Origin of the sequence: Lagierella massiliensis, assembly GCF_001407835.1 — a bacterium.
In the GTDB taxonomy this organism is placed as follows: Bacteria; Bacillota; Clostridia; order Tissierellales; family Peptoniphilaceae; genus Mediannikoviicoccus; species Mediannikoviicoccus massiliensis.
In genome coordinates this window covers 332,609-348,588 of the sequence record NZ_CYUO01000004.1, presented here as the reverse complement: position 1 = coordinate 348,588, position 15,980 = coordinate 332,609, and the positions used below count along the sequence as shown (strand labels likewise).

At 32.6% G+C, this 15,980-nt stretch carries 18 protein-coding genes and 1 other annotated feature; all 18 genes read right to left on the bottom strand.

The window, feature by feature from the left end; translation table 11 throughout:
- Positions 1–46: 46 nt before the first annotated feature.
- The gene (locus tag BN2746_RS01650; protein WP_055078131.1) at positions 47–592 is read right to left on the bottom strand and encodes a rubrerythrin family protein; all 546 of its coding nucleotides are present in this window, start codon (positions 590–592) and stop codon (positions 47–49) included.
- Between the two features lie 187 nt (positions 593–779).
- Positions 780–1,835, bottom strand: a complete 1,056-nt coding sequence (gene mreB / locus BN2746_RS01645) for a rod shape-determining protein (protein WP_055078130.1) — start codon at positions 1,833–1,835, stop codon at positions 780–782.
- 121 nt (positions 1,836–1,956) lie between these two features.
- A complete protein-coding gene (locus BN2746_RS01640; protein WP_055078129.1) occupies positions 1,957–2,733 on the bottom strand; it encodes a hypothetical protein in 777 nt (258 codons plus the stop codon).
- Positions 2,730–3,350, bottom strand: a complete 621-nt coding sequence (locus BN2746_RS01635; RefSeq protein ID WP_055078128.1) for a DUF1700 domain-containing protein — start codon at positions 3,348–3,350, stop codon at positions 2,730–2,732. Before BN2746_RS01635 ends, BN2746_RS01640 begins: the two co-directional genes overlap by 4 nt.
- Entirely contained in the window at positions 3,347–3,661 is a 315-nt protein-coding gene (locus BN2746_RS01630; protein ID WP_055078127.1) for a PadR family transcriptional regulator, read from the bottom strand. Before BN2746_RS01630 ends, BN2746_RS01635 begins: the two co-directional genes overlap by 4 nt.
- Positions 3,662–3,923: 262 nt before the next feature.
- Entirely contained in the window at positions 3,924–4,970 is a 1,047-nt protein-coding gene (locus BN2746_RS01625; RefSeq protein WP_055078126.1) for an ABC transporter substrate-binding protein, read from the bottom strand.
- Positions 4,971–5,747, bottom strand: a complete 777-nt coding sequence (locus BN2746_RS01620) for an ABC transporter permease (protein ID WP_055078125.1) — start codon at positions 5,745–5,747, stop codon at positions 4,971–4,973. It lies immediately after the preceding gene.
- On the bottom strand, positions 5,741–6,565 hold the full coding sequence (locus BN2746_RS01615; protein ID WP_055078124.1) for an ABC transporter permease: 825 nt from the start codon (positions 6,563–6,565) through the stop codon (positions 5,741–5,743). Before BN2746_RS01615 ends, BN2746_RS01620 begins: the two co-directional genes overlap by 7 nt.
- Entirely contained in the window at positions 6,555–7,601 is a 1,047-nt protein-coding gene (gene potA / locus BN2746_RS01610) for a spermidine/putrescine ABC transporter ATP-binding protein (RefSeq protein WP_055078123.1), read from the bottom strand. Before potA ends, BN2746_RS01615 begins: the two co-directional genes overlap by 11 nt.
- Positions 7,602–7,613: 12 nt before the next feature.
- Entirely contained in the window at positions 7,614–8,153 is a 540-nt protein-coding gene (locus BN2746_RS01605; protein WP_055078122.1) for a helix-turn-helix domain-containing protein, read from the bottom strand.
- A 1,171-nt stretch (positions 8,154–9,324) separates the two neighbouring features.
- Complete coding sequence (gene yihA, locus BN2746_RS01600) at positions 9,325–9,930, bottom strand: ribosome biogenesis GTP-binding protein YihA/YsxC (RefSeq protein WP_055078121.1); 606 nt, start codon at positions 9,928–9,930, stop codon at positions 9,325–9,327.
- Positions 9,931–9,942: 12 nt separating this feature from the next.
- Entirely contained in the window at positions 9,943–10,449 is a 507-nt protein-coding gene (locus BN2746_RS01595) for a ferritin (protein WP_055078120.1), read from the bottom strand.
- Positions 10,450–10,648: 199 nt separating this feature from the next.
- Complete coding sequence (locus BN2746_RS01590) at positions 10,649–10,915, bottom strand: PspC domain-containing protein (protein ID WP_077064898.1); 267 nt, start codon at positions 10,913–10,915, stop codon at positions 10,649–10,651.
- A 1-nt stretch (position 10,916) separates the two neighbouring features.
- Positions 10,917–11,426 carry a dihydrofolate reductase gene (locus tag BN2746_RS01585; RefSeq protein WP_055078119.1) on the bottom strand — a complete coding sequence of 170 codons (510 nt, stop codon included), beginning with the start codon at positions 11,424–11,426 and terminating at the stop codon, positions 10,917–10,919.
- 10 nt (positions 11,427–11,436) lie between these two features.
- The gene (thyA, locus tag BN2746_RS01580; RefSeq protein WP_055078118.1) at positions 11,437–12,267 is read right to left on the bottom strand and encodes a thymidylate synthase; all 831 of its coding nucleotides are present in this window, start codon (positions 12,265–12,267) and stop codon (positions 11,437–11,439) included.
- Positions 12,268–12,276: 9 nt separating this feature from the next.
- A complete protein-coding gene (gene cysS, locus BN2746_RS01575) occupies positions 12,277–13,677 on the bottom strand; it encodes a cysteine--tRNA ligase (RefSeq protein ID WP_055078117.1) in 1,401 nt (466 codons plus the stop codon).
- 32 nt (positions 13,678–13,709) lie between these two features.
- Positions 13,710–13,900 (bottom strand) — a binding site (T-box leader).
- Positions 13,869–14,390: a hypothetical protein gene (locus BN2746_RS01570; protein ID WP_055078116.1), complete on the bottom strand. Its 522-nt coding sequence runs from the start codon at positions 14,388–14,390 to the stop codon at positions 13,869–13,871. Its footprint overlaps the feature before it by 32 nt.
- Position 14,391: 1 nt before the next feature.
- Positions 14,392–15,870: a glutamate--tRNA ligase gene (gltX, locus tag BN2746_RS01565; RefSeq protein WP_055078115.1), complete on the bottom strand. Its 1,479-nt coding sequence runs from the start codon at positions 15,868–15,870 to the stop codon at positions 14,392–14,394.
- Positions 15,871–15,980 lie beyond the last annotated feature (110 nt).

Genomic DNA, 15,980 nt, shown 5'->3' with positions numbered 1-15,980 from the left:
CCCCCTTTTAAAATAAATTCAGAGGGAAGCAGAGCTTCCCTGGAATTTAGTATTCTACAAACATTTCTCTCTTTGCCCCACAGATAGGACATTTTTCTTCTTCACCTGTAAGAGATACAAAACCGCATACAGGACATAAATAAATTTTTTCATCATCTAAGTCTTTTCCTGAATCAACAACTTCTTTAGCTTTTCCAAATAACTCAGCATGAACTTTTTCTGCTTCAATAGCAAATCTCATTGCTCTAACAGCAGCTTCTTCACCTTGCATTTCTGCTACTTCAATATAAGCTGGATACATTTCTGTATATTCAAATACTTCTCCACCTCTTGCACCTTCAAGGTTTTCAGAAGTAGATCCAATACCAAACCCTGCCATGCTTGCTACTAAGAAATCCCCTTTAACATCCTTCATAGCTTTAAAGTGTAATCCTGCATGAATTTTTTCTGCATCAGCAGTGCAGTGGAAAAGTCTTCCTACATTTGGAAATCCTTCTTTTGTTGCAACATCTCCCCAGATATCATATCTGTTTCTTGCTTGAGATTCACCACCAAATGCTGATCTTAAATTTGCTTGTGTCATATCTTTCATTTTTAAAACACCCCTTTATCAAATTTTTACAACTATATACTATCACATAAACTTTTATACTTCCAGTAAGTAATTCAATTTTGTAATGATTACATATTTTTAATTTAATTCTACTTTCTTGTAACTATTTTACCATTAACTAAGTTAAATTTCTATATTTATAAAATTTTTTTATTAAACCTGATAATTAACTATCTCTTTTTAGTCTTTCCTCAATGGCCTTCTTTCTCATGGACTCTTCACCCATTTCACTTGAGTCAAGCTTTTCAATCCAATTGAGGGATTTTCCTGTTCCTCTTACTACGGCAAGAATAGGACTCTCAGCTATCTGAACTTTTATTCCAATTCTATCTTCAATCCTCTTGTCAAGTCCCTTTATAAGAGAACTTCCCCCTGTCATTATGGCGCCTCTTTCAAAAAGGTCTGCAGCAAGTTCAGGTGGTGTTTGCTCTAAAACAGAATGTACAGTCTCTACAATCTGAGTAAGCGGTTTGTTCAATGCTTCAGCAATGTCATTTGAAGTTACAAACACATGCATTGGTAGCCCATTAATAAGATTTCTCCCCTTTACCTCAAATAGGTCATTGTCGTTTGGAGAGCTTGCTTTAGCAACATTTATTTTAATGTCTTCAGCAGTTCTCTCGCCAATTATCATATTGTATTTTTTCTTTATATAATTCGAAATCGCCTTATCACATTCATCACCTGCAACAGGTATAGATTTATTTATTATAATTCCACCAAGGGCAATAACCGCAACATCAGTAGTACCTCCGCCAATGTCTATAATCATATTGCCACCTGCATCAGAAATATCAACTCCCGCTCCAATTGCTGCAGCAAGAGGTTCTTCTATAAGATAGGTACTGTTAGCCCCTGCAAATCTCGAAGCTTGAATAACTGCACGCCTTTGAACTTGAGTTATCTGTGAAGGAACACATATAACCACATTTGGCTTAAAGAAAGATTTACCAACAGCTTTTTCAATAAAATATTTTAACATCTTCTCAGTTGTATTAAAATCTGCAATAACACCGTCCTTCATAGGTCTTGTAGCTATGATATTGCCTGGAGTTTTTCCAAGCATCTTCTTAGCCTCTCTACCTACTGATATAACTTTTCCAGTATAGCTGTCCATAGCAACAACTGAAGGTTCATTTATAACGACTCCCTTTCCCCTCATAAAAACCAAAACTGAAGCCGTGCCCAGGTCTATTGCTATATTCCTTCTTAAATCCGCCATCTTTATTTTTCCTTTCTAAATACTATTTTAAATATATCACAAATCGGGCATTAATATAAGAGGAATATTTCTATTTACGGAAAATAAAAACACTTCATCACTTTGACGAAGTGTTTTATTTTTAATTCATTTCCAAATCCACATTTACACCGTTAATATTAATTTTATGTTTCCCAGTTCCTATTTTCTTATTCATTTCTCCCATTCCATCGCTTGATCCTTGAGGGCTTTCAAAATTAAATTGAACTGCATTTATATTTACATCAAAGTCATTGTTTATAACATTGACTTCCGCATCAACATTGGTTCCGTCTATATCTATGTTAAAAGAATTTTCAGAACTGCTTTCAACATCAATTTCAGTGCCAGCTATATCTAAAGATTTTAAATCTATGTTGTTGCTTAAGTCTATATTAGTCCCACTTATGTTAAGATTTAAAAGGTCAGGGTTATTGGTGTAGATTTCAACTTCCATAAGGTCATTATTATTTGTGCTCACAGAAATCGAATTATTACTAATTTTTTCTTTAAAATTCTCATTTTTCGCTACTAAATTCATGCTGTTTTTATCTGACTTTATAACTTCAACATCAATTGAGTTTCCGTCAAGATCTATATGATCAATTCCTGTTAAATCATAATCTTTTTCTAATATTTTGCCATCACCATGTGAGGAATCCCTTGAAGTATTAATAGAAAATTCACCATCTTTTATCCTAATCTTTCCATTGTTATTTTTTAAGTTTATATAAAAACCATCACCGTCTTCAAATTTATAACTTTCTGCCATAACATTTTGAAAATCAAAAATAAAGAAAGATATTATTGAAAGGCCAAACAAAATCAAAAACAAAATAAATAGTTTTGCGGTTGAACCCATTTCTTTAAATTTTTTCATTCTCTGCTCCTTTTCCATTTATAAGTACGATACTTATCTCTTATCTTCTTACTTAAAAATATAAATAGATTTATCATCAGCTTAATTACAATTACACCCAACACAAGTACAGCAAGTGAAGAGAGACTCCTTGTAATAGGACTTATCATTGCAAAGCCTGGACCCACATCTATAAAATTTAAGAATGGAAATAGTGTTGCAACAAGAACTGCAACCCCTACACCTATAGCAGAAATACCAACAGCACCTACAGAAACTATAGCTGCAAAAATTGTAGCTCCAAGAGCAATAACAAGTGATCCCCAAAATGGAGAAAGTACAATTAATAATAGTATTAGTGCCCAGTTTAAGTTTCCCGCACCATCTCTAAAAAATCCACTATGTTTTTTATAAACTCCCCTGCTTGAACCTTTTTGCTTTCTGCTTTCATAATTTAAATACTCATGGGCAATAAGTTTTGGCGATCCAAGGTCGTTTGAAATTTCCTCCTCAGATTTTCCATGAGCAATTCCCTCTTCGAAATGTAAATTGTATTCCTCTAAAATTTCATCTACCACCGTCTTAGGTAGTTCAGATAAATAATACCTTAACAGGTCCATAAATTCGACCTTTTTCATACTAACCTCCCTAATAACTCCTCTACACCTTTAATAAAATCATACCATTGTTCAATTTGAACTTTGAAATTTTCCTTACCCTCATTTGAAAGCCTATAATATTTTCTTGGAGGACCAGATTCAGATTCCCGCAAATAGGACTCAACCAAACCTCCATTACTAAAGCGTCTCAAAAGAGGATAAATTGTACCTTCAGAAATGTCTACATATTTTGATATCTCCTCCACCAACTCATAACCATAACAATCTCTGTTATTAAGTAGAGCAAGTACCAAAAGTTCCAGTACACCTTTTTTAAATTGTATATTCATCTCTACCTCCTAAATACATTATAATACACGGTACTATATAATGCAAGATACTATTTAAAGAAATATACCTTGCATAATTAATTTAAACAAAAATTGGTAAAATAAATTATCAAACAAAAAAAATTTAAAAAGATTTGTGTTTTTAATTCCCCTCAAAGTCATCAAGGATAAAATAATTTAAAATAAAAAAAAGAAACCATATTGTACAGTTCCTTTTTCTCAATGATGATTTAATTAAATTTTATTAAAAAACTTTCTTCTTTTATCTTGCTGCTTTTACTTCTGCCCATATATCTGTGAATACTTTATTAAAATCAGAAGGATTTTTAAACACTTCCAAGTTGTCATATTTTGAAAGATCTGGATATGAAACTTCTTTAAATTTTATATCCTCTTTTATAAGCTTATAGGACTCTACATTTGGTGTGGAATATTCTACATACTCTGCAATTTTTGCTCCAATTTCTGGTCGTAAGATATAATTGATAAATTTATATGCGTTTTCCACATTTTTTGCATCTTTAGGAATGACCATAGCATCAAACCATATGTTTGAACCTTCTTTTGGAATTACATAGTCCAAATTCTCATTTTCATTCATTGCAACTATTGCATCACCTGAATAAGAAGGTGCAAGAGCTGCTTCTTCGTTTACCATCTGGCTTTTAATCTCGTCTACAAGATATGCCATAACTATTTTCTTTTGCTCAATCAAATCTTTTTTTGCTTGAGTTAGCTCTTTCATATTTCTTGAATTCATTGAGTATCCGTCTTTTATTAGCGCAATTCCTATGGAGTCTCTTGTTGAATCCATCATTATAATGTTATCTTTATATTTTTTGTCCCAAAGGGCTTTCCATGAATCGGGAGTTTCTTTGACCATATTTTTATTGTAGAGTATTCCAACTGTCCCCCAAAAGTATGGTACAGAATATTTTTGCTCTGGGTCATACTCCATGTTTTGATACTCTTTTCCAATATTTTTAAAGTTTGGAATCTTTGACATTTCCATTGGCAAAAGCATATCTTCACTAATCATTCTTTCAATCATATAGTCTGATGGAACTACCACATCGTAATTTGATCCACCTTCTTTTATCCTCATATACATATCTTCATTTTGGGTGAAGGTTTCATAAATAACTTTGATTCCTGTCTCTTCTTCAAAATCTTTTAAAATCGTTTCGTCAATATACTCGCCCCAGTTATAGACATATAATTTTTCTCCAGAAGTTTCACTTTCCTTTCCGCATCCACTAAGTATGATTATGGAAATAGCAAAACAGATTAAAATTTTAAATCTTTTCATCTATATCTCCTCGTCAGGATCTTTTGAAGTCCTGTAAACTATTAATAACAATATCAATATTCCCAAGAACATCAATGTTGAAAGTGCATTTATCGCAGGGTTTATTCCCTTTTTTGCCATACCGAATATGGTTACAGAAAGGGTTGTGAACCCATTGCCCGTAGTAAAATAAGATACTACAAAGTCATCGAGGGACAAAGTAAATGCAAGTATCGCCCCCGAAAAAATTCCTGAACTAATTTCAGGTAAAATAATCTTTCTAAGTGTATACATGGGTGTTGCTCCAAGATCCATTGCAGCTTCTGGAAGTGACTTCGACATCTGTTTAAGTTTTGGCAATACTGCAAGCACCACATATGGGGTTGTAAACATTATATGCGATATCAAAACTGTTAAAAAACCTGTTTCCATACTCAAAACTTTGTAAAGTATCATAAGTGAAATCGCAGTTACAATATCTGGATTTAATACTGGAATATAATTCACATTGAGTGCAATATTTTTTTTCCAGTTTTTCATATAATAAATTCCTATTGCTGCAAGAGTTCCAAGTATAGTCGCAACTATTGTAGCAAGAACCGCAACTAATAAGCTGTTATAAAAAGAAGAGAGTATCTCGGAGTTTTGAAATAACTCTTGGTACCATTTTAGAGTAAATCCGTTCCATGATGACTTTAATCTTGAATCGTTAAATGAAAACACCATAAGAAAAACTATTGGCGCATATAAAAACGCAAAAACTAAAAACAGATAAAATCTCTTTAATTTCTTTACCATAGTCCCCCTCCTGTCTTCTCATCATCTGGATTGAACTTATTGGTTATAAGCATAGTTATGAAAATAATAATCATCAAAACCATTGAAATTGCAGAACCATAGTTCCAGTCTCCAATAACTCTAAATTGATTTTCAATTACATTTCCAATTAGATTTATCTTGTTGCCTCCAAGTAGAGCTGATATTTCAAAGGTTGATATAGCCGGAATAAATACCATTGTTATTCCAGTTATAACCCCTGTTAGACTCATTGGAAAAATGATTTTTATAAAAGTTTGTAAATTATTTGCTCCAAGATCCTTCGCCGCTTCAACCAAAGAGTGATCCATCTTTTCGAGAACTGTATATATTGGAAGTATCATAAATGGAAGGAAATTGTAAACCATCCCCACAATAATAGCCCCTTGGGTATATAACATGGTCTTTGGAGAAAGTCCTAAAAATCTGAAAAAATTATTCAAAATTCCATTCTTGGCAAGAATATTCATCCATGCATAGGTCCTTAGTAAAAAATTCATCCACATTGGAAGAATAATTAAAATAAGCATGATTGACCTTCTCTTTAGTGGTGCCTTAGATATAAGATATGCAGTTGGATAACCAATTAATAGACATATCAGAGTCGTTACAAAAGCAATCTTAATTGAATGAAGCAGTACAACCAAATTTATTGAACAAAAAAACTCTTTAAAATTTGAAAAACTTAGTCCATTCACACCTTTTATTGATAGGGAGTAATAAAGAATCATAAAAAGTGGAACCAAAATAAAAATTCCCATCCATACCAAGTATGGATATGAAAGTTTCCTAAATTTCATCTCTTTGCTTCTCCATAATGTGAATATGATCAGGAATTATTACCATACCTACCTCTTCACCAACTTGCTTTTCATAAATGGATTGAATTAAATACTTTTCTCCCTTTACATCCACCACAATGTCGTAGTGAACTCCCTTAAAAGTAATATTTTCAACAACACCAGTTAACATTCCATCTTCTGGCTTAACCAAATCAATGTCTTCTGGACGAATAACTACATCCACATTTTCATTTTGCTTAAAACCCTTATCAAGGCAGACAAACTTATTATTAGAAAAGACAACTTCCAAATCCTTTAACATAACACCATCAACAATATTACTTTCACCGATAAAATCAGCCACAAAAGCATTTTTTGGCTCATTATAAATGTCAATTGGAGATCCTATTTGTTGAACAAGTCCACCATTCATTACAACAATCTTATCACTCATACTCAAAGCTTCTTCTTGATCGTGGGTAACATAGATAAAAGTGATACCAACTTCTTCTTGAATTTTCTTAAGTTCAGTCTGCATAACCTGTCTAAGTTTTAAGTCCAGCGCTCCAAGAGGTTCATCCAAAAGTAATACTTTAGGCTCATTAACAAGTGCTCTTGCAATGGCAATTCTCTGTTGTTGCCCACCAGAAAGTGACTCAATGGATCTCTTTCCATATCCCTTTAAAGACACAAGCTCAAGGGCACCTTCAACCTTTTTATCAATAACATCCTTTGGCATCTTCTTAATCTTTAAGCCAAAAGCGATGTTGTCATAAATATTCATATTTGGAAAAAGAGAGTATTTTTGAAACACCGTATTAATATTTCTTTCATATGGAGGAAGATTTGCAATATTTTTTCCATCAAAGATGACCTCTCCCTCATCAGGCTGTAAAAACCCTCCAATAATTCTTAAAGTGGTGGTCTTTCCACAACCACTTGGCCCAAGCAAGGTTAAAAATTCTCCCTGCTTAATATTTAAATTTAAATTATCTAAAATCAAATCATCTTGAAAAGATTTTGAAACATTCTTTAGTTCTAAAATATATTCCATTTTATCACCCCTTTAAAAACTTGGAGGATTCGTCGTCCAAAGAACAATTGCCTCTACAGATTTCCTGTTAACAATTTTCCTTGGAACTTCACATCCGCAATAAAAACTATCCCCTTCAGAAAGACAATATTTTTCATTCCCTATATATAAATCAATTTTGCCTTTCATTACATAACCAAAATTTTCTCCCTCACTCGGAGCAAGAGTTCGACTACAACCACCCTTTTTAATTCTTATTAAAATCGGCTCCATAGATTTTGTCTGAGCATTAGGAACGAGCCATTTAACTTCATTTTCATTCTCTTCATCTTCCATAATCACATAATCATCTTCAGAAAAAACTTTTTTCGTACTCTCTTCCTCTTTAAAAAATTCAGACAAACTTGTTCCAAGGGCATCCAAAATATCACAAAGAGATATCAAAGAAGGAGAAGTTAAATCCCGTTCAACTTGAGAGATAAATCCCTTAGTAAGCTCTGACCTCTCTGCAAGTTCCTCCTGGGTTAGACCAAGAGAAACTCTTCTATCTCTAATTTTTGAACCTATTTCCATACTTCCTCCCATATGATATTAAACAATTTGTTTACTATATTAAACCTAATTCCTATTATAACAATGTTTCAAAAAAATACAACAGAAAATTTAATAAAAGTTAAATTTTTACTTAAAATATTAAACAAGGATATGAAACGAATTTGCAAATTAAAAATAAATCACGATTCTTTTACAGTTGTTTTTCATAGAAAAGCAACTGATATCTTTCGACTTAAATTTTTGCAAAGAAAAAATTTTCGCTCATAATGACATTCAAAATAGGATTTCTCTCTATTACAATGAAAACATGTCGCCACTGTCATGTTGAGCGAGCGTAGCGAGTCGAAACATCTCTATGCAAAGTATATGTTGAAGGAATAGAATAAATTTAATAGTGTAATAACGCTCAAAGTATGATTTAAAAACCCAAAGAAAATCCAACAAGATTTTCTTCCTCTTACTAAGCAGGTTTTCAGGACGGCCAGTCCTGAATCGTTTGGAAGGTAAGAAAAAGGGGATTTCAAGGGGAAAGCGATAGAAACCATACGAAAAGGTTTCTTATCTTTCCCCTTGGTTAAACGAATAACTATATTAAAAATAATGAAGTAGTAGGTCACAGACCTACAAAAAAATAAAAAAAAACAACTATGTAAATAAAAATAATACGGTGGTAGGGTGAAACCCTACAAAACAAAAAAATGTGGAAGTTATTAACGTCTATGTGTTAATAACTTCCACTACCTATGGTTACTCCAACATTCACTTTTAGGTTCTATCACAACTATCAAATCCCTTCTCTTCTTATTTTTCTTTTGTTAATTCTTTAAAATCCTCTGTATATCTGTAATAACTTTAGGATTATATATTAAAAACCGATTACCAAATCCATTTACTAAAATACAATCTCATAAAAAGTTTAACATCTCAAACTAAATAAATATTTGTATTTCTTTTTATTTTTAGTTGGGTAACCATTTAATGGTTATCGGTTTGTATTATATTAATACCCACTTTTTTTATTTTAAACATTTTTAGAGCAATTTTTTATATTTTTTCAACAAATTATTACAATAATTTAATAGTTTAAAGTGTTAGTTTCTATTTCTTGTTTTTTAGTATAAAAATAGAAAGAACTCTTTATCAGAGTCCTTTCTATTAAAAGAAGAAAAATCATGAAAAAATCTAAATCTTATTCTTCGAATCCACTTCCATATTTTATTATATTTTCAAATTGTTCATGTACCAAGTCAAGGTTAGCTTTACTGTCTGCGCTAAATGGAATAATCAAATCTCTATCGTCTATTTCAAGTACCTTTGCAATGTTTTTTACATATTGTCCATACTTTGACTTAGCTACCTTATCCGCTTTACTTGCAATGACAAAGCCTGTAAATCCTATTTCCTTTATCCAGTTATACATTTGCTTATCCTGTACAGTTGGATCATGACGTATGTCAACTATCAAAACTGTCTCATAAAGATTTGTTCTATTATTTAAATAGGTTTCTATAATTTTTGCCCAGTTATCTTTTTCTGATTTCGACACTGCCGCATATCCATATCCTGGTAGGTCCACTAGTCTAAACTCATGATTTATATTATAAAAGTTGACTGTTCTTGTCTTGCCTGGTTTTGAACTTGTTCTTGCCAGGTTTTTTCTATTTATAAATGCATTTATAAAACTTGACTTACCAACATTGGAACGCCCAGCAAGGGCTATCTCTGGTACATTATTTTGTGGATACTGTTTTAAAGTTGCAGCGATAGCTTCCAACTCTGCACTTTTTATTTTCATGTTTCTTAAAATCTATGCTTGTGGTTTGCTAAAGCTTCTTTGTGCAAGTTGTGCATCAAATTGGAAAAGTCCTGCTGCTGAGTCATTTATTCTTTCTAATGTTAGAATAAGGTCATTAAATGTTGCTTCTTCTTCAACTTGTTCTGTTAAAAACCATTGTGCTTGTATTTCTGTTTGGTAATCCGAAACTTCTTTAGCTTCTTTCATTATTTCCATGAAGTTTGAAGTAACTTGTTTTTCATGTTCTAAAGCTTCTGTAAAGACTTCTTTTAATGAACTATATTCTGCTTTTGGTTCAGCTATTGATGTAAGTTTTACATCATAGTCAATGTCTAAAAGATAGTTTTGTAGTTTGCTTGCATGAAACATTTCTTCTAAAGCTTGTTGATGTAAAAAGTTTGCAACTCCAGGCCAATTTTCTTTTGCAGCCCATAATGACATAGCCTTATAGATGTATGCTGATTCTATTTCAAAGTTATATTGTTTGTTTAATAATTCAAGTAATTTTTTGTTGTCCATAAAATCCTCCTAATATTTTTAATAATTTTTTATTTTAAACAAGTTTAACTTGCCTCCAGTTTTATATCTACCCTATGAAAACTAATTCAAACAAGTTTTCTAAATTAAAAGTGGATTATTTCCTTATTAAAACACAAATTTTTACACATTATAGTAATCTTTATAGTAAAAAAGTCTCAGCCCTTAGGCTGAAACCTTATTATTCAATGTCTATATAGTCATCATCATTTCTATTTTGTGAATAGCTGTTGTCTCTAATGTTTGTGTCGTGTGGATAGATGTCTTCTTTCCAAGGAAGAACTATCGCTGCAACTATATACATTACAACTCCTGCAAAATAGCATAGTCCTAATACTGCTGTAATTATTCTAACGATTGAAACGTCAACGTCAAAATATTCTGATAGTCCAAGACATACTCCTGACACCATCTTTCCATCTCTTACTTTGTATAATTTTTTCTTCATTTTACACCTCTATCTCTTTTACTTTTTTATTCTTATACCAATTAAAGTTATATTGAATTTTTTCCCAGTTATAATTTATTGTGCTTGTTTCAAGTTCCCAATTTTCTTCTTCGTCAAGATTTGGAAAGTAACAGTCCACATCTGAAAATTCTTCGTGAATCTTTGTGACTATGCACTCATCACAATAGTCTATAAACTGTTTGTATATGGAGTCTCCTCCAATAATCATAACTTTATCTGGATCATATTTTTTTATTTCTTTCAAAGCTTTTTCTAAACTTCTTACAGTAATTACATTTTCTCTTTCATCCATACTTTTTGAAACAACTATATTGATTCTATTCTTTAGTGGTCTTCCTCCTGGTAGTGACTCCAATGTGTTTCTACCCATAACCACAACTTTATTTGTCGTCTGGTCTACAAAGAATCTCATGTCGTCGGGAATTGAAATCAACATATCGTTGTCTCTTCCGATTCCCCAGTTATTGTCTACAGCTACTATAGCTTTCATCTTTCACTCCTTAAATTGCTACGGGTATATCTTTAATTTGAGACCCCGCTTTATAATCAATAAGTTTAAAGTCATCTGTTGTAAATTCGTAAAAGTCTTTTATTTTTTTATTGATTTCAAACTTAGGTGCTTCAAAGGATTCTCTTTTTATAAGTTCTTCTATAATCGGTACATGCCTGTCGTATATATGTGCGTCAGCTATTACATGAACGAGTTCTCCTACTTCAAGATCTGAAACTTGGGCAAACATATGGACAAGAACTGCATATTGCACAACATTCCAGTTGTTTGCTGCCAATATGTCTTGTGAACGTTGATTTAATATTGCATTTAATTTATTTCCTGTAACGTTGAAGGTAACTGAGTATGCACATGGATAAAGCTGCATCTCATGTAGATCTTCAAAGTTATAAAGGTTTGTCATAATGCGTCTTGAATATGGATTGTTTTTTAAGTCGTAAAGCACTCTGTCAACTTGGTCAAACTCGCCTTCTTTATATTTATGCTTAACTCCAAGCTGATAACCATATGCCTTTCCAATAGTTCCATTTTCATCTGTCCAACTGTCCCAAATTGAAGACTTCAGCTCACTTACTCTATTTGACTTTTTTTGCCAAATCCAAAGCAGTTCATCCACGGTAAGTTTAAGTGGTGTTGGTCTAAGGGTTAGTATTGGAAATTCTTTTGACAAATCATATCGATTTACAACTCCAAAGGTTTTAATAGTATGAGCAGGTGTGCCATCTTTCCAATGTGGTCTTACCTTTTGTCCTTCGGAAGAATATCCGTTTTCTAATATGTCTTTGCACATCTTTATAAAAATATCATCAGCTCTACTCATATAACTCTCCTACTTTATTTTTTCCCAAGTAACTCCTTGTCTTGTATCCTTTAATTTTATACCCATTTCTAATAATTTGTCTCTAATTTCATCTGCCTTTGCAAAATCTTTTGCCTTTCTTGCGTCGGTTCTTTCTTGAATCATCTTTTCAACATACTCGTCTAAATTTTCTTCTTTTTCTTCTCTTTTTAAGATTCCTAAAACATCAGAAAGTTTATTTAATGTGTTTAATGTCTTTTCTATAATCTCTTTTGAGGAGTTTTCATCAAGATTTGTGTTTGCAAATTTAATTAAATCATAAACTGCAGTTATTGCATCAGCTGTGTTTAGATCATCGTCCATGGCAACTTCAAAATTTTTAACTATTTGGTCTATTTCTTCTGATAAATTTCCCTCAAGTTCTCCAGTCTTTGCATTTGCAAGAAGTTCTATTAGCTTTTTCTTTCCATTATAAATTCTTTCAAGACCATTTTTAGTTGCCTGCATAACCTCTTGACTAAAGTTAATTGGCTTTCTATAGTGAACTGAAAGTAACCAAAATCTTACAACTTCAAGGTCGTACTCTTCTCTAATGTCGTTTAGTAAAAAGAAATTACCCTTGGACTTACTCATTTTTTCATTGTCCACTGTAATCATGGAGTTGTGCATCCAATAGTTTGCAAAGTCCTTGTCGTGAAGTGACTCTGACTGTGCAATTTCATTTTCATGATGTGGAAACTGTAAGTCTTCTCCACCTGCGTGAATGTCGATGGTGTCTCCAAGGATGGACTGTGACATTACTGAACACTCTAAATGCCATCCTGGTCTTCCCATGCCCCATGGTGACTTCCACGCTGGTTCTGATTCTTCTTTTCTCTTCTTCCAAAGGGCAAAGTCCATGGCATTTTTCTTTTCAGATGAAACTTCTATTCTCTTTCCTGCTTGAAGTTCTTCAATATTTTTTCTTGAAAGCTTTCCATAGTCCTTGGCCTTTGTAATGTCAAAGTAAACATCTCCGTCAACATTATATGCAATTCCCTTGTCTTCAAGGCCCTTCACAAAGGCTATCATCTCTTCTATATATTCTGTTGCTCTTGGATGAATAGTGTCTTTTTCATCAAAGTTAAGTTCATTTGAATTATCAAGGTATGCAGCAATATACTTTTTTGTTATCTCTTTAAAGTCAATAGATTCTTTTTTTGCCTTTTCGATTATCTTGTCATCAATATCTGTAAAGTTACTTACATACTTTACTTCGTATCCCTTATACTGGAAATATCTTCTTAAGGTGTCAAACACAACCATTGGTCTTGCGTTTCCAACGTGAATATAATTATATACTGTAGGTCCACACACATAGATTCCCACTTTGCCTTTCTCTATCGGTACAAACTCTTCTTTTTTTCTTGTCAATGTATTATATACTTTCATTTTTCCTCCTATAAAAAAAGTCTCCTGCAATTGCAAGAGACGAATAATCCGCGGTTCCACTCTATTTGATTAGAAATCTATTCCACTTAAAAGTTCTAACGGTTCAACCGGAATGTATTAAATTCTCATAACAGGCGCATACCTCTAAGTTGAATTAAAGCATTTCACCAAACTGCTTCTCTCTAAAAATTCTAATTAGTTTTTTCCTGTTCTTTTTGATTATATTCAATTCTTAAATTTTTAACATCCTTTGCTTTGCCTCGCATAACTTCAAGGATGATTCCTTTTTCTTTAACATCTACCTTCTTAGTTTTTTCTGATACGACTTCAAATGAATCTATTGGATTTTCTTCTGTATTTCTTCCAAACACTAAGATATAACCACTTTTATCAGTACCATAGTAAATACTACTAATAACATCACTTTTTTCTTCTTCATATTTTTTTCTATATCTCGATTTAAACAAAAAATCCCTTTCGAAGACCATAACCTTTAAATCTTTTTTATCTTTAAGGTCTTCGGCAACAAAAAACAATATATCTTCCACTTCTTCTGTCTTTAAATCTTTATAGTTAAGACCGTCAATAATCCCTGAAGTTACTTGATCGTAGCTATAGGTTTCGTTGTACTTATTAAAAAGCACAAAGGATGCGAAGAACAGAGCTATTAAAAAAAATATTAGAAGAATTCCTGTAAGCACTTTATTTTTCATATTATTCTCCTTGATGGAATTGGTTAAGCCTATTTTCAAGCCCTTCTTTTCCAAGTATCTGAATAATATTTACAAGTTCAGGTCCATGAACATTTCCAGTTAAGACAGCTCTTACTGGCATATACAAATTCTTTCCCTTCACTCCTGTTTTCTTTTGAATCTTTTTCATAATTGTCTTAGCAAACTCTTCATCTACTTCATCCACTGTTGAAAGCTCCTCTTTGAAAGCTTCTATTAGGCTTGGAACTTGCTCTCCTGACGCCATTTCAATAGCATCTTCTTCTACAATTTCTATTTTGTCTTTAAATAAAAATTCTGATTGTTCTACTATTTCTGAGAACTTGTGAATTGATTCTTGGAAAGTTTGTGCTATTAGCTCAAGTTTTTCATTAGAAAAATCTTCATCTATAAGACCAGCTTCAATCATATATGGTTTTATATACTTAGCAAGCTTTGGTATTTCAAGTGCTTTTACATAGTGGGCATTTACCCAGTCAAGCTTTTCACTGTCGAATACTCCCCCAGATTTTGAAACTCTTTCAAAACTAAATTGATCAATAAGTTCATCCATGGAAAGTATTTCTTCATTTGTTTCAGGTGACCAACCAACAAGAGCAAGATAGTTTATAAGTCCTTCTGGAAGGTATCCTTTCTTTCTAAAATCTTCAACAGAAGCATCGTCATTTCTCTTGGAAAGTTTCTTTCCAGATTTATTTAATACAGTAGGTAGATGCACATATTTTGGTGCTTCCCAACCTAATGCTTCATAAAGAAAAACGTGCTTTGGTGTTGATGGAAGCCACTCGTCTCCCCTTACAACATGAGTCACTCCCATTTCGTGGTCGTCTACAACTACCGCAAAGTGATAAGTTGGAAATCCATCTGACTTTATAAGAACTTGGTCGTCCATGTCATCTGTGTTTATTGTAATCCTTCCCTTTATAGCATCATCAAAAGAGATGTCCTTGTTTGCAGGAAGTTTCATTCTGACAACATGTTCTTCGCCATTTGCAATTCTCTCTTTAGCTTCTTCAAGGGAAACTCCTCTACAAAATCCGTCGTACTTTGCAACCTTTCCATCTGCCTTTTGAGCTTCTCTTATGTGGTCAAGTCTTTCCTTTGTACAGAAACAATAGTAAGCCTTTCCCTCTTCAATTAGCTTGTCAACATATTTGTCATAAATGCCTTGCTTAACTCTTTCTGATTGGATATATGGCTTGCAGTCCCCCACATCAATAATATTTCCAGACTCATCAAGACTTATTCCTTCGTCAATTTCAATGCCTGCCCATTTAAGTTCTCTAATAAGGTTTTCGATGGCACCTTCCACATATCTTGTTCTGTCTGTGTCTTCAATTCTTAAAATAAATTTGCCCTTTTGTCCACGAGCATATAAATAATTATATAGTGCAGTCCTAAGTCCACCAATGTGTACATATCCTGTTGGACTTGGTGCAAAACGTAGTCTTACTTCTTTCATATTTTCTCCTTCATCTTAATCAATAACATATATAATAATTTTATCTATAAACAGAAGTTTTTGCAATGGTTAAACGATAAAACCTATATCATATTCATTTTTTTGATTGC